Genomic DNA, 26,032 nt, shown 5'->3' on the forward strand with positions numbered 1-26,032 from the left:
GCGTCAGGAGCATCCTGCCTTCACGAACCCTAGGAGGGGTCATGACAGGCAGGAGAAGCTACGCGTTCGAGATCGCGATGCGCGCTAGAGACGGCAGTTGGCAGGTGGTCGCCGCGAGGTCAGGCACCTTCAGCAGGCCCCCGAAAGCGACCGCGCGGAGCATCGCCGAGCGTTGGATCCACGAGCAGGCCGGCCAGCTCCGCGGTGGTCGGCTCGTTGTCCTGGGCAAGCGGCGCACGCCTCCGAGAAGGTTCGACGCGAGCGTCCGGGTTAGGATCCTCGACCGGCTGGACGGTTACCTGCTTGCGGCCGCGTACGTCGGTGTGGATCGGGACCAGGACCGCGTCGGCTCGCCGTTCGGAGGGCACGATGAGTACCTGCCAGCAGCTTTGGCACGTGCGGGGGGAGATCGTGGCTGACCGCGACCGGATGCCGAACGAGCTGCTGCGCCGGGCGCGTGGCTCCTTGTCGCAGGCGACGCTGGCGGAGCTTGTCAATGCTGAGATCTACCGCGCCACCGGGCGGGTGTCCGCGGTTACCTCCAAGTCGATCTCCGACTGGGAGCGTGGGTGGTATTCATGGCCGTCGGCAGATGTCCGAGGAGCGCTGTGCCAGGTCCTGAGGGCGCCGTCTCCGGCCGAGCTTGGTTTCGAGAAGCGTCGCGTCCGGAGAGTCGATCCGCATCGCGCCGTCTCGATCCTGGATCTGATGGACGACTACCGGTCCGAAGGTGCGACAGAGACGCTCGCGCTTCCTGCCGGGCGCTCGTTCGCCGGTGCTGAAGTCGCGGCGCACTACTGCGACGTGAACAAGGCGGGTCAGGAGTGGTTGATGGTTACGCCGAGCTCGGATGTGATCGGTTCCCTTGCGCGACCGGACCGCCGGTCCATGGTGGTGGCCGTCGACAACGATCGACGTCACTACATCTCGGATGGTCGACGGTTCGTCGACCGTGCCGGCCGCCGTACCGGTCCAGAGCCGATCTCGTCAGCCACCGTGATCGACGACCTGACTGTTGGCATCATCTGGGCCACAACGAACGCAGACACTGCGCTGCTTGCCGACGATGCTCAGCTTGCAAGAAGTCACAGCCGGCTGGCGCACTACGAGAAGAAGCTGTCGTCGGAGGCGGTGCCGACCGAGGTTCCTACGCTGAATCCGGTCGCGAGCCAGTGGCTGGGCTCGAGATTCTGCTCGCGTCACCTGACCAGGCATATGGATCGGCTCTCTGGCGAGCCGTTCTTCTGGACGCGTGAACAGCGCGGTGAGGAGGCTGCCTCATGGCTCCTGTGGTCTCACAAGTTCGAGTACCTCCGGCGTACGTCGCGGTGGTTCACGGGCATGCGCCGGGGCTTCTGCATCCCGGAGGAGGAGGTGGCAGGATCTCCCCGCTACGAGCGGGTGATGCTGTTGCTGGCGATGGCGCTGATGGAAGCGTTCGGGATCAGGGTGGAGTTGAGTCCTGAGCGTGAGCACGGTGGTGTCGAGGGGTTTGTCCTGGCGAATGAGGCGATCGTCGCGAACTGGCTCGGTGGTTCGGGACTCTGGTACGTCGATGCGAGTGCCCCGCCGCCGCGCAGATCGGTGTACCGCGAGATTGATGGCTACCTGGCCGCGGGCTCGCTGATCGATCAACCGACTGCGGCGCGTCGGCTCGCGGCGATGGCCAGCTATTTGGATGTGTCTTGGCAGTGGTTCCGGCGGCGGTGTGAGGAGCTTGCCGTGGCGAGTGTCGATGACATCGCTCATCCTCGGAGTCGTTTGCTGTCCACTCTCGGCCTGAACACTGCCGTTCGCTACGTTGCCTATCTCGACAGCCTTGAGGGAGATGATCTTGCGCGCCGCTGAACTGACCATGGGCCGTACCTTCGCCGTCCATTTCGATCACGGTGACGACTTCTATACCGCGCTCGCGGAGTTCTGTGCCGAGTACGACGTGCGACAGGGCTTCATCCCGATGTTCATCGCCGGCCTGCGAGACGTCCAACTCGTCGGCACCTGCGAGAAGCTCGACAACCCGGATGCGCCGGTGTGGAGCTCTGTCCACCTTGAGAACGTAGAGGCGGTCGGCGGTGGCACTCTCGCGTACGACGAGGAGACCGGCACCGTGCTGCCGCACGTCCACGTGTCTGTGGGTCTCAAGGCTCACTCGGCGACAGCGCACACCAGCCACCTCCTTGGCGCCAGGATCCAGTTCCTGACCGAGATGTATCTGGTCGAGGTGGCGTCACCAGGCTTCTCGCGGCCACGCCGGCCTGACCTGTTCAACGTGCCACTGCTGTCGTTCGGTTCGGTCTAGCGCTGGCGTCACCTAGTCCTGGATCTTCGGAGCCGGGTTCCGACCTGACGTTGTCGACGTCAACGTCGAACCCATGAACCAACGTCCACGTGATCCGAACTCTGTCCCGACCATTGCCGAGCGTCGGCGATTGCTCGAGGCCAATGCTGCTGCGGCGAGGTTCTTCCGTCGGGAGTTGCTTCGGGCAACGGATGGCTGGGTTGGAGAGTACTTGAGGCGCGGGGGAGCGGGTGATCTCTTGGAGACTGGTTCGGCATGGGCGGTTGGCCATGCGCCGGACGCTCGCTCGCGGTTGGTGGACCACCTGAGGTCGCGCGGCTTCGACCTCGAGACTGTACGGCGCGCCGGCCTGGGCCTTCTCAATCCTGAAGGACGAACTGTCGACCGATTCCGGGATCAGCTGATGCTTCCGGCCAGAAACGATGGGCTGGAGGCCGTCGGATTCGTCGGCGTACGGCGCGGCGTCGAAGCGCCGTACTATTCGACATCGCCGGCGACGCAGGTTCATCGGCGCTCCGCCACCATCCTCGGCGTCGCCGAGCAACTCGACCTCCTGTCGGAGGGCGCTGCTCCTGTGCTGGTCAACGATCCGCTGGACGCTATAGCGATCGAACAGGTCAGCCGACGGTCGATGTGCCGATGGGCCGGGATACCGCTGTGTGACTCCCTCCTGTCTGCTGGGCAGGCGCGGATCCTGGGCACGCATGCAGCCACAGACACGGCAATTGTGTTGCTGAAGGACGACACGGCCGGCCAGCGCGCGGCTGTCGGATTCCTGGACGATCTGACTCGCTTCTTCCCGCGCGTTTGGGCTGTCGAGCTGCCGAACGGCCAGTCGGCACGAACGTTGTATTCATCCGGGGATGGTCTGCAGCGGCTACACGACGCACTGATGTGTGCACGACCGCTCTCGGACTACAGGCGGGCTCGAACACCACGTCGGCCGCGATCTCTGTCCACAGCGGAGCCGCCCCTCTCCGATGAGACTCCCTCGCTGTGAGTAAGGGTGCCGGCTAGAGAGGCCGTAGTTCGGTGCCGGGAACCCAGGTGACCTGACCGTCCTGGCTGCGGACGCGGCCTAACCATTCGCCGTTGTCACGAATCCAGATGTCCAACTCACCGTCGTGCCACTCAGCCCGCTGCACCGGCTGCGGGGGATCCACTCTTCGTACGGCGTCCGATGGACGCGGCCCGTGTGCGTCGTATTGAACATCGAGATCACTGGCTACCAGCCGCGCCTCCGACTCGTCGCCGATATCGGCCGCTCGCCATCCGTTGACCTCGCCGTCCCAAACGCCGAACCTGCCCGATCCGTCCTCGGTCGGCCGCACCGTGAACCGCCTTAACATGCCAACGAGGATAGCCTAGACTCGAACATATTTTCGAGTGCGTGGCCTTCTGGGGGCATGGTGGGAGGGTTCAATGTGCGCGAGGGCGCCGGCGATTCGCACTGGTCAGTATGGGACAACGCTGCGAACGGGACCCGAGGCCGCTGATCTTGAGTTGCAGTACGACGTGTACGGGCCGCGGTCACCGGATCATGTCCGCCGGGTGGATCCGCCGGTGCCGGTGGAGAAGGCGTGGGTGCCGGCCGGTTTCGTGGATGCGTGGATCTTCGAGCAGGGGACCTGGATCGGTCGGGTCACGGGCATGGACAACAGGTACTCGTGGATCCCGGGCATCGAGCTCCGCCAGGCTGAGCAGTTCTGATGGCGGCAGCGACCAACAGGGGACCGGTGATCCGGATGCAGGGCGGTCCGCGGGACAGGTGGGAGTACTACGAGCAGGACTTCCTCGACTGCGTCCGCTCCGCCCAGATCATGGGCCAGCTGCATGGTCGGCCGATCGATCACCCTTCGAGCTGGCCGCTGTCCTACGAGCGGCCGATGTCGGGTCTCATCTGGGTGTGGCGTCCGGGGCAGAACTGCCATCCGAACCCGATCGACTGATGCTGCCTCTATAGCTCCGGTTGTAGGTGCTGGCGCAGCTGCGGCTGCAGAACTTGCGCCGGCGCGCGGAGTGCAGCGGGCAGAACACGGCCCTGCAGGCGGGGTTGTGGCAGGTGACCTCGGTGCCGTAGCGGCCGGTTCCGGCACGGGCGGTCCGGTTGCTGGCGCGCGCTGCGGCGGTCCAGGGGAGTGGCCGGTTGAGGCGGGCGGTCTGGGCGCGTTGCGGATCCCGGGCGGCCGCGAACGCGTGGCCGGCGGGGGTGGTCATCCGGGCTTTCGCGTTGGTCTGGATCCGTTGCCGCAGCTGGCTGCTGACCAGGCCGCGGCGTCGTTGGAGGCCGTGGGTCTCGCGGTACTGGGCGGCGGTCATGCCGTGCCTCGCCAGGCGTGCAGGCCGAGGTTGGGGAACGCGCGGCCGCATTCGTGGCACACCAGGCCGTCGCTGGTTCGTCGAGCATTCCGTGGCGGCCGTGGCCGTCGGCGTCGCCGAACTCCATCTGTGTCGTGCACCTCCTGGTCCGGGTAGCATGCTGCCACAGCGCGGCTTCGATGCCGGCGGAATCACCGGTCGAGGTCGGCGAGGCGTTGCTGGTTGGCGTCGCGTCGCTGCTGCGCGACGGTCACGTTGCGGGTCGTGCGCTTCAGCTCGACCTGAAGGGCCCGGGTACGGCGGTTGGCGTCGTGCAGCTGCTGCCGGGCTTGCTCGAGCTCTTCGGTGAGCCGTTCGATGGTGGCCGCCAGGTCGGCGAGGTGGTGCTCGTGCGCGTCGAGCTCGCTCTGGGCGTGGGCCCGTTCGGTCTCGGCCTCGGCGTACTGGCGTTCGGCCTGCTCGGCGCGGGTTCGGAGCTCGGCGCGGCGACTGCGTGCCGCGGCCGCCGCCGCCGCCGGCGCCGGTGTCGCTGTCGGCGTCGACAGCGGCGTACGCCGGATGGTGGCCTTGCGCGGTGGTTTCGGTGTGGAGGTGCGGACGACGCGGGGTTTCACCGGGGCGAGTTGGGCGGGGTCGCCGGTTTCGTCGACGACGCCGAACCCGACGTGTCGCAGGGCGCTGGTGAGTTGCCCGGTCCGGAGCAGTTGCGCGGCGCCGGGGTCGATGACGGCGGCGTCGAGGGTCTCGGTCAGCCGCTGCTCAGTCGACGCGCTGACGGTGTGGCCTCGGGTGCGGGCTTGCGCCCGGGCGGCGGTCACGAGCTTGTGGACGAGTCCGTGCCGGCGCAGCGTCAGCTCGCGGAGTCGGCGGCCGTCGCGCGCTACGTGCGCCTGGCGCAGCTCTTCGCCGAGGTCGGTGAGCTCGGCGATGCCGTCGGGGTCGACACGGACGAGCAGGTTGGCGAGCCAGGCCGCGAGCGTCGGTTTGCGTAGCGCTTTCAGCGCGGCGCTGCTGCCGGTGTCGCCGGCGTCCTTGGTTTGTTTGGCGACCTGGTTGCGGGCAGCGGTGAACTGTTCGGGTGGCAACCCGTAGAGCTCGAGCGCGGCCGCGGCGACATCCACGTCACCCACCATGCGATCAGTCAGCGGCCAGGGCAACGCTGGGTCTGGCGGCCGCATGGCGGCCCCGACTTGGCTGTGCGCCGGTACCGGCGGTCTGGCGCATGCTGGTGTCGTGGCCGAGTGGCACTGCGGAAAGTGTGAAGGGGCCGATGTCCCGGAGCATCACCGCCTGTGCCCGAAACGGGACCCCCGCGTGCGGATCAAGCGGATCGTCCGCGTGGTGTGGCCGCCGTTCGGCCGCGAGGACGACGGCTCCGGTTCGGCCCGCTGAGGCCGGAACGCGGGAACGGGCACGGCATGCCAGCTAGTTGTTCAGTGATCGGGGCGTTCTCGACTCTGCGGCGTCGGCGGCGCGTGCGACGAGCTCGAGCAGGTCGCGGCGGAATCTCCAGCACTTCGCGGTCTCGATGGCCGGGATCCGGCCGTCTTGGGCGACGCGACGACAGCGCCGACCGCCACTGTCACGTAGACCGCGACGGACAACAGCGGCAAGTCGGTCGGCACGGTCAACCTCGCTTCGCCCAGCCTCGTGTACCACGCGCTCGTCCCGCTGCCGGTCCCGGCGAACCTCTGTGATGTGCAGCACGAGGTGTCACAGTCTCGGTCGCTGCGGGGTCGTATGTATGAGGAGGGCCGAATCATGCGAGGTCCCTGGAGCAATCTGCGAGCGAGAGTATTCCCTGATCACTGGTCGCTGCTGTTCGGCCAGATCGCCTTCTACAGCTTCGTTGTGGTGACGGTCACCGGCCTTGTGCTGATGGTGCCGTACCAACCGTCGGCCGAACACGTTGTGTACGACGGCCCGTACGCACCGCTGCACGGCGTACAGATGTCACAGGCGATGGACTCGACGATGGCGATCAGCTTCGAGCTGCGCGGTGGCCTGCTTGTGCGCCAGATGCACCACTGGGGTGCGCTGATCATGGTGGCGGCGATCCTGCTGCACCTGTTGCGGCTGTTCTTCACCGCTGGGTTCCGCCGGCCGCGGCGGCTGAACTGGGTGGTCGTCTTCGGGGTGCTGATCATCACGCTCGGCGCCTGCCTGACCGGTACGACGCTCCCGGACGACATGGCGTCCGGCACGAGCCTCGCAGTACTCGACGGCGTTCTGCAGGCAACTCCGTTCGTGGGAACGCAGCTCTCGGCGCTGCTGTTCGGAGGGGCTTTCCCGGGCGATGTGATCACGCGGTTCTACCCGCTGCACGTCATCGTCCTCCCCGCACTCCTCGGTGTGCTCTTCATCGTCGGCGGGGCGCTCGCGCTCAGGAACAAACCGGCGCAGTTCGCCGGCCCCGGGCGAACCGAGGACAACGTGGTGGGACGTCCGGCGATTGTTGCCGTGGTGAAGGGCGTCGGTCTGTTCGGCTTCGTCGCCGGAGTAGTCGGCCTGATGGGCGCGCTGGCCACCATCAACCCGGTGTGGCTGTTCGGCCCGGCCGATCCGGCGAACACCTCGGCCGGAGTCGGTTCGGCGTGGTACCTGGCCTTCCTGGACGGTGCGCTGCGGCTGGCGCCGGGCTGGGAAGCGGTCTGGTGGGGCAGGACCATCAGCTTTGCCATCCTGCTCCCGGTTGCCGTCTGCACGCTGTTCCTCGCGCTGGTCGGGATCTACCCGTTCATCGAGGAGCGAGTGACCCGCGACCGGCGCGAACACAACCTGCTCGAACGCCCGCGCAGCAACCCGATCCGCACCGGCATCGGCGTGGCTGGAGTCGTCTTCTACGGCACGCTCTGGGCCGCCGCCGGCGCCGACACGATGGCCGTGCAGTTCCACCTCTCGGTCAACGCCTTGATCCATCTGTTCCAGGCACTGCTGATCCTCGGCCCACCGGTCGCCTTCAGCATCACCCGCCGGATCTGCCTGGGCCTGCAGCAACGCGACACCGAGATCGCCACCAACGGCATCGAGACCGGCCGGATCCTCCGGCTCCCGATAGGCGGTTACGTCGAAACGCACCGCCCGGCCCACCTCCAACTCACCCCATCCGAAGGCAGCCGCTTGAATACGACCGGTCGTCGTTGACAGCGGCTGGCCGCTCGCAGCGATGCGCGTCGCGATGATCCCGGCCGCAATCGAGATCGCCGTCTCCTCGGAGGTCCGAGCGCCGGCCGCCGTACTGGCAGTGCGCCGCTGCTACCTGGGGCGGCGATCGTCGATAGTGCCATCGACGGCTCAACACCGGCCGGCGAGGACTGAGTGACGCCCGCGACTGGCTGCAGTCCGACTGGGCAGAGGGACACGGCCCGTCGACCACGACCAGCGCCGTGAGGCGGGCCGGCTGATCGCCGAGGCGAAGAACAAGATCGACCAAGCCAAGACCGCCCTGTACAGCAGCACGGGAGAGTGACGACGATGCTGCTCGCCGCCGGAGAGCCGCGCAGAAGGCGATCACCGGAGGCTGAGCCAGCGTCTTGCGGGCAAGTTGCGCATCTGGCCAGCCAGATGCGCAACTTTCACTCGCTTTTGGGTGTGCGCCGACGCGGGGTCCGCGGCCGGGCGGCGGCCTCCACCGTGGACTCTGCTGCCAGCTCGGGAACGACAGCGAGCTCGGGACCGGTGCCGTGCTTCCGGTTCGCTGGCACGCTCGATGTGGGCTGTCGCTTCGGAGCTTCGCCGACGATCCGCCCGATGATGCCTTCCACCCGGGTCCCAGCTTTCAGTACGAACTCCCGTGTTCCCTGGTCTTTCGAGAACACCGCGATCAAGCAGTAGATGCTCCAAAAGACAACGAGCACCAGAACCGGGACTGCGACCGCCATCGCTCGCAGTGCGAACAGGAGCCAGAGCCCCGCTAGCGAGAACATGACACCGCCCCAAGGTTCGCGCCGTTTCTTCTGCAAAGCCCTTGGGTATGAGTTGTACGGGTCGTAGGATCCATGCCGAACCCCCTGGCCTAGTCAACTGGGGTGGTTTGAGCTGTTCGACGAGGCGGCTCCCTTGCCCTAACCCAGCGGGGAGCCGCTCGCATTTGATATCGGCAGAAGGGTTAGTCAGACCCCAGCCTCCACCGTGAACCCGTCATCGTCGGAGAGCCTCCCGACGACGGGCTGGGAAACCTTCCTAGACCTCAGCCGCCCCCAGAAGTGAGACCAATCGAGCCCGCATATCGGGGCCTCGACCCTATGGACCTTACCCAGAAAAACTCGCCGGGCAAGCTGAATCCCATCACATGTTTTGGGTGGCTGTGAGACAGCTGCGAGGCTACGGCCGACCTGCGGCCACGCGATCGAGGAGCTCGTCGTCGCGGCGCACCGCGCCCGGCCCGCGAACCGGCGGAACGACCACGAGCGCCAGCAGCCCGCGCAGCCGACGGACCAGATCCGCGGCGTACGGATCTGGCTCACTGCGCCGGTATCGGCAGCGTCGCGTCACGGATCCACCCCTCCCCTCAAGGGAATCGGGGTTACCTCCGCACCTGTTACAAGCACCCCGCCGGGACGGCCTTGAGCTGAGGTCGCGGATCTTGTCCGCGCCGCGGTCGGCCGGCGGCGATGCGGAACGAGGACGCTCGCCAGGCGAGTCATTTCCGCCACGAGCTGCAGCGAGTGGTTCTGGCCAGATGCATCGAGCTTCTGCGACCGTACGGCGACGACGAGGACCGCAAAGGTAAGCAGGAGCAACGGGGTGCCAGCGATCGCCGCCACGATCAGCACGAGGGTCAGCACGATGACACCCGACAGAGCGCGGCGGGATCCGAGATAGCCGGTTGTCGCCGGCAAGTCGTACTCTTCACTTGAGTTGCAGCCTCCCATGGCGTTGCGCTTCCGAACGGCTCTCTGCTGACACAGGGGGCCGTTCCTCGTTGGGTGGGCGCTGACACGTCCCACCAACAAGCCACACTAGGAAGAAGTGCCGACACTTCCCGGACCACAAATCCGCAGGTCAGGACGCAATTGGGTGTATCTCGGTACACCGGCTTCGAGGTAGCGGCAAGGAATGCTTGACGGCGAGATCCGGGATATCCAGCGGCAGCTCCGGACCGCGATCGACAAAGCCGGCCGCGCAATCGCACGAGGTGGCTCTGCGCCGCCGGCGCCGACGACCCAGCTGCAAAACGTCGCGGGAGCTCGGTGGGTCCTCGACCTCCTTGAGGACGAGGTCGCCCGGTACATCGAGCAAGCACGAGCCGCCGGCGCATCCTGGTCCGAGATCGGCGAGCAGTTCGGCCGGGTGAGCAAACAAGCAGTCCACGAGAGGTTCGGCGCGGGCAGCCGGCGACCCCGGTAGACAGCCAGCGCAGGTACATGACCAGGTGGTGTGAGAGCGATGCCTCGCTCGCAGTCGACGTTTCTACGATCATGGTGAACTGCCTTTCCTCCGGTGGTTCCGGATGTGGTTGGTGGGGCCGGCGCGGTCCCTGAGCGGCGCGGACAGGCAGCCCCTTTCCGCTGCTCGAGCAGCAGCCTGCCCTGGCTGCACGGTTAACGTCGCGTCGAGCGACCAGCCGTGGTGGGACCTCGTCGTGTCGCCTACAAGTGGGGTCAGCTGGCCCCGGCGTGCTCGACCTGCAGGTATGCGATCTGGCCGTCCTCGCGCAGCACCAATCGGTCTTCCTCCACTGCTAGATATCGGGCCAGACGGACTGGAATTCAAACCGCCGGACACCGCTGTGGTCCCGATTCATCTCGGGCCGCCGCCAATCCCTGATGTGGAGCCACGACGACGTCTCTGGATCGTGGCAGGCCGACGACGCACAGAACCTGAGGGTTTCCCGAGAAGTCCTGGCAGGGCGGTCCGCCGGTGATGTCCGTGAGATGTGTCAGCAAGGCGTTGGGTGCTCACGGCCCTCGAGATCATGAAAGAACTCATCGGCCGCGAGCTGCGGTCGAGCGTTTGTTTCCTAAACCGTGGCTCCTCGTGCAGGTCCCCGAGGCGAAGACGGTGAAGAACGAGGACATGCGCCGAATCTCGTCCTGAGCGGTGATCCCTGCGATCTCGACCCTCAAGCTGGCGATAGATCTTCTGGATCAACTGCGCGCGGCGGGATCCGAAGGGCCCAGGGGAGGCAAGCCCGACGAGCTGTGATGCCGCCGGCATCACAGCTGCTGTCTGTGTCGCGTGGCAGGCTGGCAGACATGTGTGGTCGATACGCCTCCGTGGCCAGCCGGGCCGAGCTTCTGGAGCGGTTCGTCGTCGACGAGAACAACGCCGACGATCTGCGCGGCCAGGACTTCAACGTGACACCGACCAAGGACAACCCGGTGGTGATCGCCCGCGTCCCACAGGACGCCGACGAGGACGCAGAACCGGCGCGCGAACTCCGGGCGTTCCGCTGGCGATTGCTGCCGTTCTGGGCAAAGGACATCCAGTCCGGCGCAAAGATGATCAACGCCCGGGCAGAGACCGTCCACGAGAAGCCGGCGTACCGGCGCGCGTTCAAGTCGCAGCGGGCGCTGATCCCGGTCGACGCGTTCTACGAATGGCTCGAGACCGACCAGGTCGGCAAGTCGGGCAAGAAGTTGAAGCAGCCATTCGTGCTGCGGCCTGCGGACGGGTCGACGCTGGCGCTGGCCGGGTTGTACGAGGTCTGGTACGACAAGTCGCTTCCCGACGACGACCCGAACCGGGTCGTCCCGACGTACACGATCATCACCACCACCGCGACCGACAGCGTCGGCCGGATCCACGACCGCATGCCGATGGCGATCACCCCCGACCATTGGGACGAGTGGCTCGATCCCCGCAACCACGACGTCGACCAGCTCCGCGGCTTCATGGCGCCGCCGGTCGACGGCAGTCTCGATATGTACGCCGTGTCTAAGGCCGTCAACAACGTGAAGAACAACGGCCCCGACCTGCTGCAGCCGCTGCCCGCTGAGGACTGACAACGCACTACGGGTTCGGACTCCGCCCAGGCGGGGTGTCGAGGAACCCCGGACGCCCGGCCGTGTCGAGAATGGATGCGCCTGGGGAACGCATCGAGTGAAAGGGGAGTCCTCCGTGGCTACCGAGATCGAAACCCACGCCAGCAATCTGCTCGAGGCGCTCTACAAGGCACACCAGGCCGATGCCGACCAAGACGCGGCAGTCGACAGCTATCTCGAAGAGGCCGGCCTCGACCCTGTCCAGGCCGGGTTCGACTTAGTCGACTTCCTCGCCGATCGCGGCCTGGTCGCTGCCCACCACACGGCGGGAACACCGCGCGGTTGGATCACGCCTGACGGGATCCACGCTGTTCAGAGCCTGCACGCCAAGCGCGCAGACCCCAAGGTCAGAGCCGCGTTGCTGCGAGCCGAAATGCTCCAGTGGCTCGACAGGCGGGAGGACGACGGGCAGGAACCGGCCAGCTTCCAGGAGTTCGTCGATGCCCTGACCGAGAACAGCGAGATGTTCAGCGAGCGCGAACTGCGAGGCGCCGCGGACTACCTTCACCACAACGACCTTATTGACGCGGTGCATGTCGAGGAGTCGACCGACGGGTGGATCCATCCTCGCCTGACTCCGCATGGTCGTGAGTACATCACCGACCACGGCGGTGACGTCGCCGAATTCCTCCGGGAACGGCGCGGAGGATCGTCGACCACCCACCACAGCACGACGGTTCACATCAGCGACAACAACGGCAACCTCGTCATCCACGGTGATCGATTCACTCAGAACTACAACGCCGGCATCAACGTCGAAGATCTGGTCAAGTTCGCCGGCGGCGTACGTCAGATGCTGCCCGTGCTCGGGATCGACCAGGCGGCCCAGGACGACCTCGCAGCCGTCGCCGACGACCTACATGCCGAAGCCACCTCGGTGACTCCTGACCGTGGCCGGCTCCGTCAGTTGGTGAATCGCCTCCTGGCAGGCGTGAACGCCGCCGCACCAACTGTCGCCAAGACCATGCTGCTCGCCGCCGCCGAGGCCGCTCAGAAGGCAATCACCGGCTGATCGGCGCACCAGGCAGCGGCCGGGTGAGTCAGCACGCTAGGCGTCGGCTCTCGGCCGCGGGAGCAGGCTCGGTCAGTTCTCTGCCGCGTGCGCTCCGCACGTCCAGCCTCGGGTATCGGTGCTCCACCCGTGCCCGACGAGCCACATCGCGGCCGCGTCGGGGATGCGTTCGGCGTCGGCCAGTTCGTTGCCGAGGATGACGGTCGAGCTGCACACTGTCGATGTTCGAAGTCGGCTGCACAGTTGTCCGTACTCATCTGCAACCGCTGCATTGACATGCTCGGCGTTGGCGCGGAGCGCCCAGCCGCAGGAGGGGCTGCGTATGTGGCCGTAAGAGTTCGGCCGCCCTGCAGAACAGCTGGGCACTCAGCTATGGGTGTCACGGCGTTCTGCCGTAAGCCAACGGAGCTGGGAGCGGGCCGGCGTGCCACCGAGATCTGGTAGACGTTGGACTGATGAGTAGACGATCCGGTAGGCGGCGGCGTCGGGGAGCGGGGCGTGTACTGGTCGCTGCGGCGCTGCTTGTGTTCGCGGCGTTGTTTCACGACCGGTGGGGGCCGTGGTGGGCGAGTTGGTGGCAGGGCCCGCTGGCTGCTGATGGTCAACTGCTGGGATTGTCGATCCTCGCCTGGGGGCGCTTCGGGAAGGTCTTCCAGTTCGCTGCGGGTCTGGTGATCATCCTCGACCTCATCGGTCCTGACGCGCTGCGGGCTTACGGCACGCGTGGTCGCCGACGGCTGACGACGGCCCGTCGACGGATCACGTACACACGCGTCGCGGCACGAGTACTGGACAAGATGCAGGTGCTTGAGAATCGTGTGAAAAAGGACCTTCCACCGACAGGCGAGCGCGAACAACCGCCGCCCCTGAGCATCGATGACGACACCTACCAGACGCTGTTGGACGACGTATTCGAAGCCTTCGATGGGGAGCTCACCTGCCGATCATGCACCAAGAGCGTCGTGACCACGGAGGTTCAACCGCAACGCGTCTCGATTCCTGGTGAGCATCCATCCAAATGGGATTGCCTGCACGGGCGGACGATCCTGGGTCCCTACGTCGAAGCAGCGGTCCTCGACGACCTGACGAACGAGGAGAAGGCGGCTTGGCGCTACTCCGGCAGAGGCGGCGTGCAACGGTGGGCGCTCGGAGGCTCTTGCCTTGGCCTGCTCGTAGGAGTCGGCGGGGCCATGCTCATCCTCAAATTCCTGATGCCGGTCGTACCGTTTCCGCTCGCAGTGACCCCGGCGCTTCTGCTCTTCTGGTCAGGTTCGGCGTTCGCGATAATAGCTTCCGAGCCTGACCAACGACGCTCAGCCGCGATTGCGCTCATGTGGCTGTGGGCGCTCGTCCAGCACCTGCCGGTCCTGCCTGCGCGGTTCATTACCCACCTCATGGACCGAGCGCAGCCTGCACATCCGCTGCGCTGGGCCGCCGCGTATCTCTTCATCGCCGGGTCACTCCTCGACCTACTCGCGAGCTGACCTTGCCCCCCCGGGGGTGTCAACCGTTGCCTGGACAGCATCGGGCTATCGAGGCCGGTCCTGGGATGCGCGCTGGACCGCTTGCAGTGACCGGCTCGGTCGCTAGGGTTCGGAATCCTGCGAACTGTTCGGTCCATCATGAGTATCTGGGGTAGCTGCATGATCAATTCACCGAAGGTGAGTGCGGTTCTTCTTTCGCTGGGGCTGGCGGTCAGTCTCGTTGCCTGTTCGTCCGGAAAGGATCAGCCCGATCCTGCGGCAGAGGGCGGCAAGAGCCAGGGTGAGAGCTCGTCGACGCCGAAGGCCGATGACGACTTCTCTCAACGTGGCATGGTTGTCACGGCGCAGTGCACGCCGGCGGGTGACAGCGGTGGCGGAACCGTCACCCTCGACGGTTGGGACGCGCAAAGCCTGGAGAAGAAGGCGCACGCGGAATTCCAGCTGCCGGACACCGTGCTGACCAAGTCCGAGAAGGTCCGGCCCGGCACCGCGCTCGAGGATCTCTGCGCACCGACAAATCTGACCAGCAGCAATGACATCCTCGCGGTCAGGTCGCTCTTCGATCGGGACTTCACCAAGCTGGCTGTGGTGATTCAAGACCCGAAGAGCATGGCGACGCACGTGGGCTACGTCGACCGCTCGGGCAAGCTGACCGACCTCACCGGCGAAGAAGACTTCGGCAACACGCCACACGAGGACAACGCGGCCATGGCGCTGGACGGTGAGGCGGTCTGGTTCACCAGTGACGTCGACGGCGAAGACCACATCGCGAACCGGCCGGTCGACGGAGACCACAAGCCGGTCGGTGACCAGCCGATCGAGCATCTCAGCGAGGCTCACCTTTTCGTCGTCGGAACGCCCGGTACCGCGGTGGCGAGCAGCAGCGCTCGGCTGTCACCGGAAGGCAGACGCGTTCTGGCCGAGGAGAAGCTGCTCGATGCCAAACCCGGCGGCGTGATCGACCCGAACGCGATCGAGCAAGCGAAGCCAGCACCCTGTGTGGAATCGAGCTCGGTCGGCTGGATCGACGACGACACGGTGCTGTGCAGCGGACCCGACAAGCGCTTCTCGACGCTGGACCTCACATCGAACGCGAAGGAGGGTACGCCGATCCTGCCGAGCAACGACCGCAACAACTACCTCCTGGCGATCGCGCCGGACGGGCAGAAGTTCGCGTTCCTGTCCGTGCAGGAGGAGAAGCGGGACTACTACGTGTCCGACGTGAAGCCGGGCTCCACGCCCACGAAGGTGGAGCCACCTGCGGAGTTCGCGCAGATGATCGACAAGCTCTTCGTCCTCGACTGGCGCTGACAGCAGCCCAGTCGCGCATCGACATCCGGGACGGCCGCGGTACCGGCGACGGTCGGCCAGCGAAAGCGCCACACCACGGCGGCATGTGGAAGTCGCGCTGGAGCAACCAGGCCGAGGCTCTCGCTGCCGACGGGGGAAGTGAGCGTCAAGTCAGCCAGGGCGTTCGTCGCGCACAGCCGCCGATGTCTGCGGCCGCAGGTCGAGGCGCAGGCTGGCAGCAGACCCACCCGCGGCCATGAGGCCTGTTCGGACCAGTGCCACCCGGCGTTGATGAGCTCGTTGCTCACGATGTCTGGCAGCTGCTGGGGGCCGTCATCGCGGGCGCAGTTAGGCGAGCCGCCCGGTCAGGAGCGGCCCGTCGCCGCACACGAGGCAGGCCAGGGCGTAGACGGTGTGTAGCTGGCACTGGCCGCAGTCGAGTATGTCGATCACATGGCTAACTCGTCGCGGACCTTGGCCGGTCAGTTCGGCGTGGTCTTCGGTGGTCAGCCCCGGCCAGCGTGTTGAGGGTTGCTGGATCTCGCAGCCGCACCGCTGGCAGCGGTACGGTCCGGCGACGCTCGGGGGCGTCGGGTCGCAGGCCGTGTTCGCTGGCAAGGTTCGCACCTGGCGCACACGAACGCGTAGACGCCCCGTGTTGAGTTTATCGGCCCTCTCCTTCGTAGGGGCACCGGCGGCCGCGACCGCGTCCGTCGTTGATGTGCCAGTAGTGCTGTTCGGCGTCGGAGTCGGTGCTCATGGCCCAGTCCATCCAATCCGGTCAGCCATCGGCGACCCGGTGTGTTCTGGGCAGACCCAGCCGTCGCCGGACGTCGTCGTGGCCCAGCGCCAGCCGGTCGCGGTGAGCTGGTCGACGACTGTTTCGGGTGGTCGCTGGGGTTCGGTTTCGCGGGCGAGCTCGACGAGTTCGCCGGTCAGGAGTGGGCCGTCGCCGCAGGCCAGGCAAGCGATTGCGTAGACGGTGTGGGGCTGGCACCGGCCGCAGTGCCGCGTGACCTCGACCCGGCCGGGATCGGTTCCCGCGGTTGACCACGACTCAGTCTGTAATTCGTCTCGCAGCCGCGCGGCGGCGATCTCTCCGTCCGGAACGCTGCCACAGCCCGGACATACGAGGCGTCCTTGACCGGCGGGGCCTTCCGCGGTTGTGCTGGCCAGGGTTGCCGCCAGATCGGTGGTGATCACTGCCATGGGGCCGTTGGTGTCGGTGAGGGCGCGGTGCACGGTGGCGCGACTGGAGCCGATCGCTTCGGCGATCGCCCGGATGGACAGCCCGTCGGCCTTCAGCCGCCGCGCGGTGCCGATCTGGCCGGGCGTGAGTGACTTGCCCCGGCCGGTCGGGGTGAACGTGCGGCGGGCATTGTTTTTCACCTGGTGGTCGCGAGCGATCCGGTACACCGTGGCCCTGGAGACGCCGTACGTCGTGGCGAGTTCCTCGACCGGCGCCTGACCAGTGGCGAACTCGCCGGCCAGGTCCTCCTCGAGTTAGGGCGTGAGCTTTCGGGGCCGGTGCGCGGTCTTCCCCGACTGCCGGGCCGATGCGACCCGTTCCTGCTTGTAGATCAGCTCGCGCAACTTTCACCCCGACCCCCGACGCTGGCGGGGAAAATAGGGCCGCGCTGGTAGAGTCTGCGGCGCAACTTCAGATTGACCCCCTGCTGCCTCAGGCGTGTGTATGTGCCGATCCGGCACTACGCTGCAGCTCCCCGGAGTTGGGAACCGGGAACGACCCCCGAGGGGTGGTTTCCCATGCCCACACTCATGCTGATCGTCACAGCGGTCACCATCTTCTCCGCAGGCCTGTTCGGCTATCTGCGGTACCTGGCATACCTGCGCACCATGCGTTGGGTGGTTGAACAGTTCGGGCCGGACGGCATCGAGTGGGCGACCGCGCTCGCTCCTAAGGACTGCCAGGCGGCTCCGCTGGCGTCCTTGACCCGTCGCAACGAGGGCTAGCGGGTCGTGTCGAGAGTTGGTGTGCGGCGTCATGAACTCGCTCGGGGAGCCGGGCGGCTGGCGTCCTCGGCCGGTGTCGACCTCGGTGCGACCGAGTCGTCCTGGATCTTGGTGAGCATCCGCCGTACTTCCTGCTGTGCAAGGCCCATCCGCACGAGAGACCAAATTCTCCACCCCGGTGGCACCTCGAGAGCCATGGCTATCGGGATCCCCAGGGCGGCGACGTGCGCGGCCTTTCGGTGGCGCGGCCGCATCGAGATCATGATGCCGGTGGACGGTCGTGACGTACCCGATCAGGACGTCGTCGAGCTGGCGGGGGCAGGCGTGTGCGTAGCGGGCGACGTTGTCGAGCAGTTGTCGGGACTCGCTCTGCAGGGCCTCGTAGTGCCGCGTGCGTTCGTCTCGCCACGCTCGTTGAAGGTCCGGCGGTGCGGTGGCGGGTAGTTCCTCGCCATACATCTTTGCCTCCAGCGTCAGCTTGGTGATCACCGCCAGGAGCTCCCGGCGTGCCAGCAGCACTCCGAGGAATCGGTCCTTGCGCGCCTCCAGCCGCGGTTTCACGAGGTACTCGATCGCCAGAGCGACAAAGACGGCCGTAGCGCCAGAGGTGACTACGGTGTCCCAGTTGATCGTCGGCATGGTCGCTCCGAGCTTCGTTGAATAGACCGCGGGGGTAGAGCGTAGAGCCCGCCGGTCCGGGCCCTCCGGGTCGGTAGCGCGTGAGCGGCGAGCTGCAGCCGCCCGGGTACGGTGACTTGCGAAGATGTGGATACAGCGACACTGCGGGCGCCGGTAGCGTCAGCGATATGGAATCGGAGCTCCCAGGTACGTTCGACATGTTTCCGACGATGCCAGCGGGAGACTGGGGAACAACGCCTGGTTGCAGCGTCTCGCACGGGTCAGGCGTCGTCGAAGATCTGATCAGAGGAATCGATGAGCATCGAGCCTCAGCTGCCAGCGGGTATTGGTCTCGGCTCCTGCCCACGCCAGCAGGCATCGGGTGCGTGCCCTACTTCACCGACAGGCAGGTTGCCACGGCGCTTGGAGGTCTAGGGCGTTGTTGCGTCGTCGTCGACAAGCAACAACCCCGCCGCGACGCCGTTGAGCTGCTCGCGCAGACCGGAGTGCCTCTGTCCAGTGCGTACCTCGAGGGCTTCGAAGAGCTCGCCCTACCGGACCAGCACGGCGCCGGCCCGATCATCCACCCATACAGCGGCCCACTCGACCCCGTCGATCTCGGACCAGTGCGAGTTGCAGGATGGAAGGCACCCGGGCAAGGCGAGCGGCCGCGGCCGCTGCTCCATTCAAAGCTGCTCGTGCTGGGCGTTACTACCTACTACGAGGACGACGAAGAGTTTGCCGGCGACATCATGCGATTCACCCCCACCCGTACCTGGATGGGTTCGGCGAACTGGACCTATGCCGCACGGCAGCACATCGAGTTTGGCCTCTGGTCAACCGATCCAGCCCTCGTCAACCGCAACTACCAATACCTGCTCGATCTGCTTCGGTTCAGCGAGCCACGCGCGGCAATGACCATTGGGCCAACGCCCGAGCTCGTTCCGGCGACGTGGGACAACGCCGCCTTCTACGAGTACTTCACTGAGCAGTACGAGGAGCCATCGGAGGAGGACAACGGCTGAGGTTTGCTCCGCCTCGGCGCTGGCTCGCGCGCCTGATCTTTGGCGGAGCCCACAATGCCCGATGCTGTGTGCAGCATCCGCTTCAGCCCGGCAGGAGAACCAGGATGGTCCGACGAACCGAAATCCAGCTAATCGACGACCTGGACGGCTCCGACATCGCCAGGGGCAAAGGCGAAACGATCCGCTTCGCGCTCGATGGCACGTCGTACGAGATCGACCTCAAGGCAAAGAACGCGGCGAAACTGCGGAAGACTCTTGCGCCGTACATCGCAGCAGCCCGGTCTGTGAAGGCCCAGCGGGGCAGGAGTGCACAACGAGCTGGAGACCCGGAGGCCCGCCAGATCAAGGCCTGGGCACGCGAGAACGGGTACGAGGTCGCAGACCGCGGCCGCGTGCCGGGCCATATCCGCGACGCCTACAGCGCCGCGTCCTGACTTCGAGCCAGGGCATGATCGGCCCACTGGTGGAGGGCAGACTGTGCGCGTGGACTGGACACGTGAGGCCACGAACGCCTTGCCGCCTCCGATAGTCCCCGCCGTTCACTTACCTGGGCGAGGTCGGGCCAGGGGCCCAAATCAGTTGTCCTCCGGCGGGATCCCAAGCTGTGCACGGCGTATCCGTCGCTCGACCTTGCGCTGATCGTCCCACCGCTGGCGGATCTTCGGCTGGAGGATGTGCTCGAACATCCATATATGCAGCCAGGCGGTCCCGGTGAACGGCAGGCAGACCACGAAGCAGAGGATGAACAGCCCGAGGATCCACCCCCGAGCGGGACGACCATGACCCCTACCCCGGCTGCCCCGAGCGGCAGGGCGACGTAGAAGTACGCCCACCCCACAGCGGTCCCGGCCAGAGCCATCACCACGTAGTGCCGGAGCCGCTCATGCCAGAGCGTGTCCTTCGCCCAGTGGACCTTGTGCCCAAACACCGCTGCGATCGCGACTGACACCAGAGCACACCAGCCGATAGACAGCCAGTGCCAGTCCCCCCTCGTCACTTACTGCAGCCCACGATCTGGCACATGTTCTGGTTGTCGATCTGCTCCTGCTGGCGACTCGATTTGCCCTGCTCGTAGTTGATCTTGACCACGAGGAGCACCACACCGATCGCGATGACGGCCAGACCGACCAGCACCTTCTTCAAAGCTTCCTCCCCAGACACACCCGAATGCAGCACGCGACGTCGCGGCCGATGGCCGCCATGATCTTCAGAGCGAGATACCTGGCTCCTGATACGACTCCCAGCCGCTGGCGTCGCAGACAGGTGGTGGTCGGGGTCCACTACGTGAGCGCACGGGTTGGCGCGGTCGCCCTCATTGCGCCGCAGTGACGGCAAGCACGTACCTCACCCTGCGGTTCAGCGCTACTGCAGTGGCTAGCAGCGAGGTGGGTCGTGCCAGCCGTACGACCCCACCCGCTGGCCTGCGGCCGAGCGACGAGAGACCACTCTTAAATGAGAGGCTTCCGTGGTGTCTAACGCGGATGACGTTGTTGTGCTCATGGTGCACTCCTGGAGTGAGTCCGTTCTGCGCCAAGTAGATCGGGTGCGAGAGGTAGGCCGGGAATCGGCGAGGCTCAACCGACAGCTCGACCGTGAATGGGATCGAGACCTCGGTGAGGTGGCAAGTCGGGTCTGGCGGCAGCGGTGGACAGAAGATCACACCCTTGTGTGGTCGATCCATCAACTCGACCGATGGGCACGCCGCCTCGCGAAAGAGCGTGGTAAACCCATCCCCGACGAAGATCCGTTGCTTCGAAATGTTAGGAACGCTCTCGAGCACCTGGACGAGGCTCTCTTCGATGAAGAGCACAGCGCAGAGCCAGGCGACGATCCGAAGACGAACCGCTCCCTACGCAACCTGCCGGGCGGTCGACTAGATATCGCCACTGGCGGCAAGCTGTTCGGCAACTTGGAGCTCGGTGAGCTAGAAGGTTCGCTCGTGGTCATCTCGACCGAGTCGAGCAGGAGTTCCACGAACAGGAGGAAGCGATGATCGATGCCGCCGTCGACTCTTACATCGATGACCTCATCTCCGCACGCCGCGAGCTGCGTGCGTGACCGCCGCCACATGATCCGGCCCGTCCTACTCCTGCACCAGCAGGCGGCTGACCTTCCAGGCAGCCCGAGAGTTGTTGCGGGTCAGCTCGATGAAGAGGGCGTACTGCTGTTTATGCCGCGCCAGTGGTCGCGGCCGATCGGGTGCATGGTGACCGCGATGGTGCGGTCGGCTCGCGTGGCGGAGTCGGGTGGGGCGCCGTCTTCGGTGGCGTCGGCTGCGGTGCTTGTGGTGTAGGCGTGGTGCTGAGCCCAGCTGCTCCATTCCGCGCCGGGCGCGGCGGCCGGGCCGAGCTCGAGGAGGCGCGCGAGCTCGGCTGTGAGCCATGGCTTCGCGCGGCGTTGGGCGTCGCTGGGGGAGTGGTCGATCGCGGTGTCGTACCGGTAGGTGATCGCGGCGACGGTGGCGGCGACCACAGAGGCGTCGAGTCCGTTGACCTGCGATGGCCGGGGGAGCCCGTCGGCCGGTGTCTCGGTCGGGTTGCCTGGAGGGATCGGCTCAGGTGTGACGGGCGTCGTCGACGGCGTCCCGGGGGTGCCCGTCGACTGCGCGGCAGTCGGTGTGGGGTCGGTGTGCTGGCTCTCATTGCCGCCACACCCGCCGGTGAGGAGTACGAGAGCGACGGCCACGGCACGACTCGGGTGCTCACAGGAACCTCCTGACGGTCCAGGGCAGCTTGGACCAGTAGGCGTCGGTGAGATCGACCTGTTCGACGTTCTTGCCGGTGCGTGGGGCGTGGATCATGGTGCCGTTGCCGGCGTAGATGCCGACGTGGTCGATGCCGCCGCCGTGGATCGAGAAGGCGATGATGTCGCCGGGGGCCATCGCCGCGAGCTTCGGTTCGACGGGTCGGCCCGCGGTGGCTTGGGCGCTGCTGACGCGGGGGATCTGGAGGGTGCGGCCGGAGGCGATCCAGACGGCCTGGCGGGTGAGGCTGGAGCAGTCCCAGCCGGGGCCGCGGCCGTCGCGGCCGAGGCCGGTGGGGTGTTCGAGGTCGCCGCCGCCTCACACGTACGGCGTACCCATCCACCGCGCGGCCGCCTTGACCGCGGCCACGTTCCCGGTGCCGCCGGGCGACAGGGTGACGCCGGCGTACTTGGTCATCAGGTTGCGGATCCGGGTCATGTACTGCTGGGTCTCGACCGGGAGCTGGCTGGGGATTCCGCCGGCATCGAGGACGCGGCCGATGCCGGCGTTGTATGCCGCCAGCATCAGGTCGGTCGGGTCACCGGTGATCCGCCCGGACTTCAGGTAGGCGTTGACCTGGGCGAGGAGCTGGCAGTCGTAGCGCGCCTGTGCGTCGATCGCGTCGGCGGGTCGAACGGGCTGTTGACGCCGTTGCCGTTGGCGTCGCGGCCGAGTTCGGCCCACGTGCCCGGCATGAACTGCGACAAGCCTTGCGCGCCCACCGGGGATGTCGCGTTCGGGTTCCACCCGGACTCTTGCTCGATCTGGGCCGCGATCAGCGGCGCGGACACGCCTGGGCACACCTCGCCCGCGGCAACCACGAGTTCCTGGTAGGCGGCGGGGACGGTGCCGATCTTCAGCGCCGCGGCGATGATCGAGTCGAGCACACCACTGGGCTGGGTGAGGTTGGGAGGAGCGCAGCCTGCGGCGCCAGCGACCGCTGTCACCGCCGCCAGGCCGATCAGCCGGCGGCGGATCCGTCCCTCGCGCCGTCGTCTACTCCTTGCTGTCGGTGGCCGCGACGGTGGCTTGGAGATCGTGGTGTTGGTCTTGGTTCCAGCGGGTTCTCGGTACGGCGATCACTTCGGACTTCACGAGGCGCCATTGGGCCTTGGTGCCGGTGCCGAGCCGGTAGCCGGGCAGTTCCCCGGCGCGCAGCTGTCGGCGGATCGACCTGGTCTCGAGTCCGAGGGCTTCGCCGACTTGTTCCGGAGTCAGGCACTTGTCGCCGTAGCGCTCGAAGAGCTTCTCGATTCCGGGGTTCACGGCAACCATCATCGTGCCCATCGGCTCACGATGGGGGCTTTCTGCAACAACATGCACCATTTCGATCGTAAGGCCTCACGGCTAGGTATTGTCGCCCGGTGAGCAACAAGGGGTAATCCGGTGATTGAGGAGTCGATGGCCGAACCGGGTCACAACCCCTGGCTGGATCCAAGGGAGAACATCGCCCCGCAGCCTGAGGTAGCGCGACCGCGGATGGTCTCGACTGGGCCGACATCACGACCGGGCACCACCCTCAAACCACCCGTCCTCACCGAGGCCGGATCCGAGTGATTCAGTCTCCACGAAACCCAGGGCGATCTCGCCGTTGGCGGGTAACCACCGGCAACCACGAAGACGCTGTGGTGCAAGGGGATCCAGTATTGGCCAAGCATTCCCGACCAGTCCGGTTTGAAGGACGCGGGTTCGATTCCTGCCACCTCGGCCGACTGGTTGTTGCGCAGATCTGAGCAGGACAGCACTTCGCCTTCTGCGCGTTCTTCTGTGTCGACGGCCGGTCGTCTGCTCCGTGACTGCTCCGTGGGGCGTTGACAAGCGGCCATCAGTGTCGAGATGCGATGAGCATGAAACTGCAGGTCAGAGGGCAGATCGGGGTGGGGACCCGATCTGCCCTCGGTTGTACCGGGAAGATCCTCGACATCTACGAAGGCACCTCTGTCTGCTGCGTGTCACGGTTGCTCACCAACAGGGCGATCACGTCCAGGGAGGTCTTCACGAGCTGGACCGCCCACGTAATCGGCAGGGCCGGATGCATCGTCTTGCCGTGTGCGTACCGGTTGCGGATCTGGCGACCGGTGTTGAGATGGTCGGCTTGTCCTTCGTCGATGATGCCGTCCTCGAGTGCCTTTGTGACCATCGTCGCCAGATTGGTCCCGCCGTACCGATCCCTGAGGGCCGCCTCGATGGCGATGATCGAGGTCGATACCGCCACCGCCGCGAACTCGTAGCGGTAGAAGCTGAACCGGAGGAGCTCCCGGGCTGTCTCAAATGCCCGAGCGGTGTCCGTCGGGATGGAATCGGGAATCTCTAGAGGCCTGACGAGCTGGTGCATGTCGGCGAACTCGCTGACGTATAGGCGTGCTCGTGGGTCGGGTAGAGGCCACGGTAGTTCGGTCGAACTGCTCACCGGTTGAGTGTCTCAGCAGCCGTCGCGACCGGCGAGTTGATTGCCGCAGAGTCGCTCACTGCGGGCTGAACCACAGCGCCGAGACTGCTGTCAGGGGAGCTCGGGGTCTTCGAAGGCATCTTCGAGGGCGCGCGCGGCGGCGGGGTTGGCGGCTTGTCGGCCCATGTAGATGTCTTGGGTGATGGAGACTTTGGCTTGGCCTAGTTGGTCGGCTATTTGGCGGGCGGTGTGGCCGGCTTGGTCGAGGGCGGTGGCGGTGGTTTTGCGGAGGGCGTGGGAGCGGATCCAGGCGAGTTTGTCGGATTCGGCTGGTTGGGTGGCGTCGTGGATCTGAGCCAGTAGGGGGTGATGGTGCTCGAGGCCGATGCCGTAGCTCGCGACGAGGGTGGCGACCATGTCGTGGTCGACCTTGATGCGGCCGGTTTCGACGAGCTCGATCCTGGTTTGGGGCCAACGCAGGGTCTCCGCGACCTGTCTGCGGGTCATTCCAGTTTGCCGGCGGAGTGCGCGGAGGCTTAGGCCGAGGTCGCGGCGGGCCGTGTTGCCGATGGGGGAGAGGGCGGTGCGGAGGGCGCGGCGGGTATTGGAGGGATCGCGGTATCCGCCGAGGGTGTCGGCGAAGATGGGGTCGTCGAGGCGGATGCCGGCCGTTTGGCGGGTGCGGAGCGTGGCGATGGCCCAGTTGGGGAGGTGGAGGAGGCGTTGGCCGGCTTTGGATTTGGTGGTCTTGCGGATGAGGCCTTCGCCTTTGAGGCGGGCGATGGTGTGGGTGATTTCGACGGTGCCGGCTTCGAGGTCGACTTGGGACCAGAGGACGGCTAGGGCTTCGCCGATGCGTACGCCGGTGGCGAGCATGAAGGTGGTCAGGTCGGGGAGGTCGGCTTGGTGGGCGTAGTCGTCGGCGGCGAGGCTCTTGCGGAGGAGTTGGACTTCTTCGGTGGTGAGGGCTCGGGGTGGCTGCTTGGGCGGGGCTTCGATGGTGTCGGCTTCGCGGACAGGGTTGACGGAGATCGCGCCGTACCGGACGGCGAGTTTCATGGTGCCGGAGATGATCGCTCGGCAGGTCTTGGCGGTTGAGGCGCCGGCGGTGGTCTTGATCTTGGTGAGGACGGTGTCGATGCGTGGTGTGGTGGCTTCGCCGATGCGGAGTTCGCCGAGGGCTGGGCGGACGTGGTTCTTGATCGCGCGGCGGTAGGTCTCGAGGGATGTGGGGGATCGTTTGCCGTCGGTGACCAGGCGCTCGAAGCGTTTCTCCCAGAGGTCGAGGAGGTGGCTGATCTTGTGCATCGCGGTGAGCTCGCCGGACTGGTTGGTCTTGGCGCGGTCCTGGAGTTTCTGCTGCAGGGCACGCTCGGCCGCGGTTTTGGTCTTGCCGTACTTCGACACTTGGCGGACGTGACCGTCGTGGTCGCGGAACTTGGCCTGCGACTTGTACTTGACGGGCTTGCCCTTGGTGTCGGTCTGAACGACCCATGTCGAGATCTCGCCCCACGATCCGATGGGTAGCGGTGGCTTCGCCATCTCAGGCCTCCAACCGGTGTGATGGTTGGCTGCTCAACGCCGGCCGGGGCCGAGAATCTGCGAAGTCAGCATCAGTGCGAACTGGTGTGATGTGACGCACAGTCACGATCAGATGAAGAGTGACAACTGGTCGTTCAGTGGCTGCGCGGCGACCGGTTCGCTGTGGGCACTCGGCAAATGAGTGCGTAACGAGTGCGTCGCGGACATGACGAAGCCCAGGGCACTCTCGTGACCTGGGCTTTGGTGCGCCGCCAGGGACTCGAACCCCGAACCCGCTGATTAAGAGTCAGCTGCTCTGCCAATTGAGCTAGCGGCGCTTGTGGTGCTTTGGAACGATGAGGATCGTAGCAG

At 66.2% G+C, this 26,032-nt stretch carries 32 protein-coding genes, 1 tRNA gene and 1 pseudogene; 17 read left to right on the forward strand and 17 right to left on the reverse strand.

What is annotated here, in order from left to right; genetic code table 11:
• Positions 1 to 41: 41 nt before the first annotated feature.
• The 4 genes from ACGFH6_RS30250 to ACGFH6_RS30265 all read left to right on the forward strand — a co-directional run bounded on the left by ACGFH6_RS30250 (position 42) and on the right by ACGFH6_RS30265 (position 3,299).
• Positions 42 to 419, forward strand: coding sequence for a hypothetical protein (locus ACGFH6_RS30250; protein WP_393390788.1), 378 nt, complete (start codon positions 42 to 44; stop codon positions 417 to 419).
• Between the two features lie 10 nt (positions 420 to 429).
• Complete coding sequence (locus tag ACGFH6_RS30255) at positions 430 to 1,848, forward strand: hypothetical protein (RefSeq protein WP_393390790.1); 1,419 nt, start codon at positions 430 to 432, stop codon at positions 1,846 to 1,848.
• A complete protein-coding gene (locus tag ACGFH6_RS30260) occupies positions 1,835 to 2,299 on the forward strand; it encodes a PPC domain-containing DNA-binding protein (protein WP_393390792.1) in 465 nt (154 codons plus the stop codon). Before ACGFH6_RS30255 ends, ACGFH6_RS30260 begins: the two co-directional genes overlap by 14 nt.
• Positions 2,300 to 2,372: 73 nt before the next feature.
• Complete coding sequence (locus ACGFH6_RS30265) at positions 2,373 to 3,299, forward strand: hypothetical protein (RefSeq protein WP_393390793.1); 927 nt, start codon at positions 2,373 to 2,375, stop codon at positions 3,297 to 3,299.
• Between the two features lie 13 nt (positions 3,300 to 3,312).
• Here the strand turns inward: ACGFH6_RS30265 and ACGFH6_RS30270 are convergent, their stop codons facing one another.
• Positions 3,313 to 3,648, reverse strand: a complete 336-nt coding sequence (locus tag ACGFH6_RS30270) for a hypothetical protein (protein ID WP_393390795.1) — start codon at positions 3,646 to 3,648, stop codon at positions 3,313 to 3,315.
• 154 nt (positions 3,649 to 3,802) lie between these two features.
• On the opposite strand from ACGFH6_RS30270, the gene ACGFH6_RS30275 reads away from it, so the two are divergent.
• Positions 3,803 to 4,009 (forward strand): hypothetical protein, encoded by a 207-nt coding sequence (locus ACGFH6_RS30275; protein ID WP_393390797.1) that lies wholly within the window; start codon positions 3,803 to 3,805, stop codon positions 4,007 to 4,009.
• Positions 4,009 to 4,248, forward strand: coding sequence for a hypothetical protein (locus ACGFH6_RS30280; RefSeq protein ID WP_393390798.1), 240 nt, complete (start codon positions 4,009 to 4,011; stop codon positions 4,246 to 4,248). Before ACGFH6_RS30275 ends, ACGFH6_RS30280 begins: the two co-directional genes overlap by 1 nt.
• On the opposite strand, the gene ACGFH6_RS30285 is transcribed toward ACGFH6_RS30280, so the two are convergent.
• Positions 4,196 to 4,618 carry a hypothetical protein gene (locus tag ACGFH6_RS30285; RefSeq protein ID WP_393390799.1) on the reverse strand — a complete coding sequence of 141 codons (423 nt, stop codon included), beginning with the start codon at positions 4,616 to 4,618 and terminating at the stop codon, positions 4,196 to 4,198. The genes ACGFH6_RS30280 and ACGFH6_RS30285 overlap by 53 nt on opposite strands.
• A 191-nt stretch (positions 4,619 to 4,809) precedes the next feature.
• Positions 4,810 to 5,751, reverse strand: a complete 942-nt coding sequence (locus ACGFH6_RS30290; RefSeq protein WP_393390801.1) for a hypothetical protein — start codon at positions 5,749 to 5,751, stop codon at positions 4,810 to 4,812.
• Between the two features lie 628 nt (positions 5,752 to 6,379).
• Between ACGFH6_RS30290 and ACGFH6_RS30295 the strand changes: the two genes are divergently transcribed.
• Complete coding sequence (locus tag ACGFH6_RS30295) at positions 6,380 to 7,762, forward strand: cytochrome bc complex cytochrome b subunit (protein WP_393390803.1); 1,383 nt, start codon at positions 6,380 to 6,382, stop codon at positions 7,760 to 7,762.
• A 431-nt stretch (positions 7,763 to 8,193) separates the two neighbouring features.
• Here ACGFH6_RS30295 and ACGFH6_RS30300 read toward each other — a convergent pair whose 3' ends face one another.
• The 3 genes from ACGFH6_RS30300 to ACGFH6_RS30310 all read right to left on the reverse strand — a co-directional run bounded on the left by ACGFH6_RS30300 (position 8,194) and on the right by ACGFH6_RS30310 (position 9,459).
• A complete protein-coding gene (locus tag ACGFH6_RS30300; protein WP_393390805.1) occupies positions 8,194 to 8,499 on the reverse strand; it encodes a hypothetical protein in 306 nt (101 codons plus the stop codon).
• 442 nt (positions 8,500 to 8,941) lie between these two features.
• Complete coding sequence (locus tag ACGFH6_RS30305) at positions 8,942 to 9,112, reverse strand: hypothetical protein (RefSeq protein WP_393390806.1); 171 nt, start codon at positions 9,110 to 9,112, stop codon at positions 8,942 to 8,944.
• Positions 9,109 to 9,459 (reverse strand): hypothetical protein, encoded by a 351-nt coding sequence (locus tag ACGFH6_RS30310; protein ID WP_393390808.1) that lies wholly within the window; start codon positions 9,457 to 9,459, stop codon positions 9,109 to 9,111. Before ACGFH6_RS30310 ends, ACGFH6_RS30305 begins: the two co-directional genes overlap by 4 nt.
• Positions 9,460 to 9,676: 217 nt before the next feature.
• Here ACGFH6_RS30310 and ACGFH6_RS30315 point away from each other — a divergent pair, with 217 nt between their 5' ends.
• The 3 genes from ACGFH6_RS30315 (at position 9,677) to ACGFH6_RS30325 (ending at position 12,616) form a co-directional block, all read left to right on the forward strand.
• Positions 9,677 to 9,967: a hypothetical protein gene (locus ACGFH6_RS30315; RefSeq protein ID WP_393390809.1), complete on the forward strand. Its 291-nt coding sequence runs from the start codon at positions 9,677 to 9,679 to the stop codon at positions 9,965 to 9,967.
• An 848-nt stretch (positions 9,968 to 10,815) separates the two neighbouring features.
• Positions 10,816 to 11,565 (forward strand): SOS response-associated peptidase, encoded by a 750-nt coding sequence (locus ACGFH6_RS30320; protein WP_393390810.1) that lies wholly within the window; start codon positions 10,816 to 10,818, stop codon positions 11,563 to 11,565.
• 115 nt (positions 11,566 to 11,680) lie between these two features.
• The gene (locus ACGFH6_RS30325) at positions 11,681 to 12,616 is read left to right on the forward strand and encodes a hypothetical protein (RefSeq protein ID WP_393390811.1); all 936 of its coding nucleotides are present in this window, start codon (positions 11,681 to 11,683) and stop codon (positions 12,614 to 12,616) included.
• 72 nt (positions 12,617 to 12,688) lie between these two features.
• Here the strand turns inward: ACGFH6_RS30325 and ACGFH6_RS30330 are convergent, their stop codons facing one another.
• Positions 12,689 to 12,832: a hypothetical protein gene (locus ACGFH6_RS30330; RefSeq protein WP_393390813.1), complete on the reverse strand. Its 144-nt coding sequence runs from the start codon at positions 12,830 to 12,832 to the stop codon at positions 12,689 to 12,691.
• A 239-nt stretch (positions 12,833 to 13,071) separates the two neighbouring features.
• Here ACGFH6_RS30330 and ACGFH6_RS30335 point away from each other — a divergent pair, with 239 nt between their 5' ends.
• Both ACGFH6_RS30335 and ACGFH6_RS30340 read left to right on the forward strand, forming a co-directional pair.
• Complete coding sequence (locus tag ACGFH6_RS30335; protein WP_393390815.1) at positions 13,072 to 14,100, forward strand: hypothetical protein; 1,029 nt, start codon at positions 13,072 to 13,074, stop codon at positions 14,098 to 14,100.
• A 159-nt stretch (positions 14,101 to 14,259) separates the two neighbouring features.
• Complete coding sequence (locus tag ACGFH6_RS30340) at positions 14,260 to 15,411, forward strand: hypothetical protein (RefSeq protein WP_393390816.1); 1,152 nt, start codon at positions 14,260 to 14,262, stop codon at positions 15,409 to 15,411.
• Between the two features lie 735 nt (positions 15,412 to 16,146).
• On the opposite strand, the gene ACGFH6_RS30345 is transcribed toward ACGFH6_RS30340, so the two are convergent.
• A complete protein-coding gene (locus ACGFH6_RS30345) occupies positions 16,147 to 16,779 on the reverse strand; it encodes a helix-turn-helix domain-containing protein (RefSeq protein WP_393390818.1) in 633 nt (210 codons plus the stop codon).
• A 378-nt stretch (positions 16,780 to 17,157) separates the two neighbouring features.
• Here ACGFH6_RS30345 and ACGFH6_RS30350 point away from each other — a divergent pair, with 378 nt between their 5' ends.
• The 4 genes from ACGFH6_RS30350 (at position 17,158) to ACGFH6_RS30365 (ending at position 19,441) form a co-directional block, all read left to right on the forward strand.
• Positions 17,158 to 17,364: a hypothetical protein gene (locus tag ACGFH6_RS30350; RefSeq protein WP_393390819.1), complete on the forward strand. Its 207-nt coding sequence runs from the start codon at positions 17,158 to 17,160 to the stop codon at positions 17,362 to 17,364.
• A 195-nt stretch (positions 17,365 to 17,559) separates the two neighbouring features.
• Positions 17,560 to 17,808 carry a hypothetical protein gene (locus tag ACGFH6_RS30355; protein WP_393390820.1) on the forward strand — a complete coding sequence of 83 codons (249 nt, stop codon included), beginning with the start codon at positions 17,560 to 17,562 and terminating at the stop codon, positions 17,806 to 17,808.
• A 560-nt stretch (positions 17,809 to 18,368) separates the two neighbouring features.
• On the forward strand, positions 18,369 to 19,007 hold the full coding sequence (locus tag ACGFH6_RS30360) for a hypothetical protein (RefSeq protein WP_393390821.1): 639 nt from the start codon (positions 18,369 to 18,371) through the stop codon (positions 19,005 to 19,007).
• 104 nt (positions 19,008 to 19,111) lie between these two features.
• Positions 19,112 to 19,441, forward strand: coding sequence for an Lsr2 family protein (locus ACGFH6_RS30365; RefSeq protein WP_393390823.1), 330 nt, complete (start codon positions 19,112 to 19,114; stop codon positions 19,439 to 19,441).
• A gap of 559 nt (positions 19,442 to 20,000) precedes the next feature.
• Here ACGFH6_RS30365 and ACGFH6_RS30370 read toward each other — a convergent pair.
• A complete protein-coding gene (locus ACGFH6_RS30370) occupies positions 20,001 to 20,150 on the reverse strand; it encodes a hypothetical protein (RefSeq protein WP_393390825.1) in 150 nt (49 codons plus the stop codon).
• 400 nt (positions 20,151 to 20,550) lie between these two features.
• Between ACGFH6_RS30370 and ACGFH6_RS30375 the strand changes: the two genes are divergently transcribed.
• Positions 20,551 to 21,000 (forward strand): hypothetical protein, encoded by a 450-nt coding sequence (locus tag ACGFH6_RS30375; protein WP_393390827.1) that lies wholly within the window; start codon positions 20,551 to 20,553, stop codon positions 20,998 to 21,000.
• A 146-nt stretch (positions 21,001 to 21,146) separates the two neighbouring features.
• Here ACGFH6_RS30375 and ACGFH6_RS30380 read toward each other — a convergent pair whose 3' ends face one another.
• The 8 genes and pseudogenes from ACGFH6_RS30380 to ACGFH6_RS30415 form a co-directional block, all read right to left on the reverse strand.
• The gene (locus ACGFH6_RS30380) at positions 21,147 to 21,692 is read right to left on the reverse strand and encodes a hypothetical protein (RefSeq protein WP_393390829.1); all 546 of its coding nucleotides are present in this window, start codon (positions 21,690 to 21,692) and stop codon (positions 21,147 to 21,149) included.
• Positions 21,693 to 21,708: 16 nt separating this feature from the next.
• Positions 21,709 to 22,005, reverse strand: a pseudogene (locus tag ACGFH6_RS30385) (C40 family peptidase); the annotation flags it as partial.
• Positions 22,006 to 22,068: 63 nt separating this feature from the next.
• Positions 22,069 to 22,275: a hypothetical protein gene (locus ACGFH6_RS30390; RefSeq protein WP_393390831.1), complete on the reverse strand. Its 207-nt coding sequence runs from the start codon at positions 22,273 to 22,275 to the stop codon at positions 22,069 to 22,071.
• Between the two features lie 35 nt (positions 22,276 to 22,310).
• Positions 22,311 to 22,637, reverse strand: coding sequence for a lytic transglycosylase domain-containing protein (locus ACGFH6_RS30395; RefSeq protein WP_393390833.1), 327 nt, complete (start codon positions 22,635 to 22,637; stop codon positions 22,311 to 22,313).
• A gap of 109 nt (positions 22,638 to 22,746) precedes the next feature.
• Positions 22,747 to 23,037: a helix-turn-helix domain-containing protein gene (locus tag ACGFH6_RS30400; protein WP_393390835.1), complete on the reverse strand. Its 291-nt coding sequence runs from the start codon at positions 23,035 to 23,037 to the stop codon at positions 22,747 to 22,749.
• A 637-nt stretch (positions 23,038 to 23,674) separates the two neighbouring features.
• The gene (locus tag ACGFH6_RS30405) at positions 23,675 to 24,160 is read right to left on the reverse strand and encodes a hypothetical protein (protein WP_393390836.1); all 486 of its coding nucleotides are present in this window, start codon (positions 24,158 to 24,160) and stop codon (positions 23,675 to 23,677) included.
• A 90-nt stretch (positions 24,161 to 24,250) separates the two neighbouring features.
• Positions 24,251 to 25,681, reverse strand: a complete 1,431-nt coding sequence (locus ACGFH6_RS30410; protein ID WP_393390838.1) for a helix-turn-helix domain-containing protein — start codon at positions 25,679 to 25,681, stop codon at positions 24,251 to 24,253.
• 241 nt (positions 25,682 to 25,922) lie between these two features.
• A tRNA-Lys gene (locus tag ACGFH6_RS30415) sits at positions 25,923 to 25,998 on the reverse strand.
• Between the last annotated feature and the right edge of the window lie 34 nt (positions 25,999 to 26,032).

This window comes from Kribbella sp. NPDC049227 (genome assembly GCF_043197265.1).
Taxonomy (GTDB): domain Bacteria; phylum Actinomycetota; class Actinomycetes; order Propionibacteriales; family Kribbellaceae; genus Kribbella.

Coding starts and splice junctions, on each gene's coding strand:
- ACGFH6_RS30250 (WP_393390788.1), top strand. CDS start 42: ATGACAGGCAGGAGAAGCTACGCGTTCGAGATCGCGATGCGCGCTAGA.
- ACGFH6_RS30265 (WP_393390793.1), top strand. CDS start 2,373: ATGAACCAACGTCCACGTGATCCGAACTCTGTCCCGACCATTGCCGAG.
- ACGFH6_RS30295 (WP_393390803.1), top strand. CDS start 6,380: ATGCGAGGTCCCTGGAGCAATCTGCGAGCGAGAGTATTCCCTGATCAC.
- ACGFH6_RS30300 (WP_393390805.1), bottom strand. CDS start 8,499: ATGGCGGTCGCAGTCCCGGTTCTGGTGCTCGTTGTCTTTTGGAGCATC.
- ACGFH6_RS30355 (WP_393390820.1), top strand. CDS start 17,560: ATGGCTATCGGGATCCCCAGGGCGGCGACGTGCGCGGCCTTTCGGTGG.
- ACGFH6_RS30255 (WP_393390790.1), top strand. CDS start 430: ATGCCGAACGAGCTGCTGCGCCGGGCGCGTGGCTCCTTGTCGCAGGCG.
- ACGFH6_RS30340 (WP_393390816.1), top strand. CDS start 14,260: ATGATCAATTCACCGAAGGTGAGTGCGGTTCTTCTTTCGCTGGGGCTG.
- ACGFH6_RS30350 (WP_393390819.1), top strand. CDS start 17,158: ATGCCCACACTCATGCTGATCGTCACAGCGGTCACCATCTTCTCCGCA.
- ACGFH6_RS30280 (WP_393390798.1), top strand. CDS start 4,009: ATGGCGGCAGCGACCAACAGGGGACCGGTGATCCGGATGCAGGGCGGT.
- ACGFH6_RS30335 (WP_393390815.1), top strand. CDS start 13,072: ATGAGTAGACGATCCGGTAGGCGGCGGCGTCGGGGAGCGGGGCGTGTA.
- ACGFH6_RS30320 (WP_393390810.1), top strand. CDS start 10,816: ATGTGTGGTCGATACGCCTCCGTGGCCAGCCGGGCCGAGCTTCTGGAG.
- ACGFH6_RS30285 (WP_393390799.1), bottom strand. CDS start 4,618: ATGACCGCCGCCCAGTACCGCGAGACCCACGGCCTCCAACGACGCCGC.
- ACGFH6_RS30365 (WP_393390823.1), top strand. CDS start 19,112: ATGGTCCGACGAACCGAAATCCAGCTAATCGACGACCTGGACGGCTCC.
- ACGFH6_RS30400 (WP_393390835.1), bottom strand. CDS start 23,037: ATGGGCACGATGATGGTTGCCGTGAACCCCGGAATCGAGAAGCTCTTC.
- ACGFH6_RS30410 (WP_393390838.1), bottom strand. CDS start 25,681: ATGGCGAAGCCACCGCTACCCATCGGATCGTGGGGCGAGATCTCGACA.
- ACGFH6_RS30390 (WP_393390831.1), bottom strand. CDS start 22,275: ATGCTGGCGGCATACAACGCCGGCATCGGCCGCGTCCTCGATGCCGGC.
- ACGFH6_RS30315 (WP_393390809.1), top strand. CDS start 9,677: ATGCTTGACGGCGAGATCCGGGATATCCAGCGGCAGCTCCGGACCGCG.
- ACGFH6_RS30270 (WP_393390795.1), bottom strand. CDS start 3,648: ATGTTAAGGCGGTTCACGGTGCGGCCGACCGAGGACGGATCGGGCAGG.
- ACGFH6_RS30290 (WP_393390801.1), bottom strand. CDS start 5,751: ATGGTGGGTGACGTGGATGTCGCCGCGGCCGCGCTCGAGCTCTACGGG.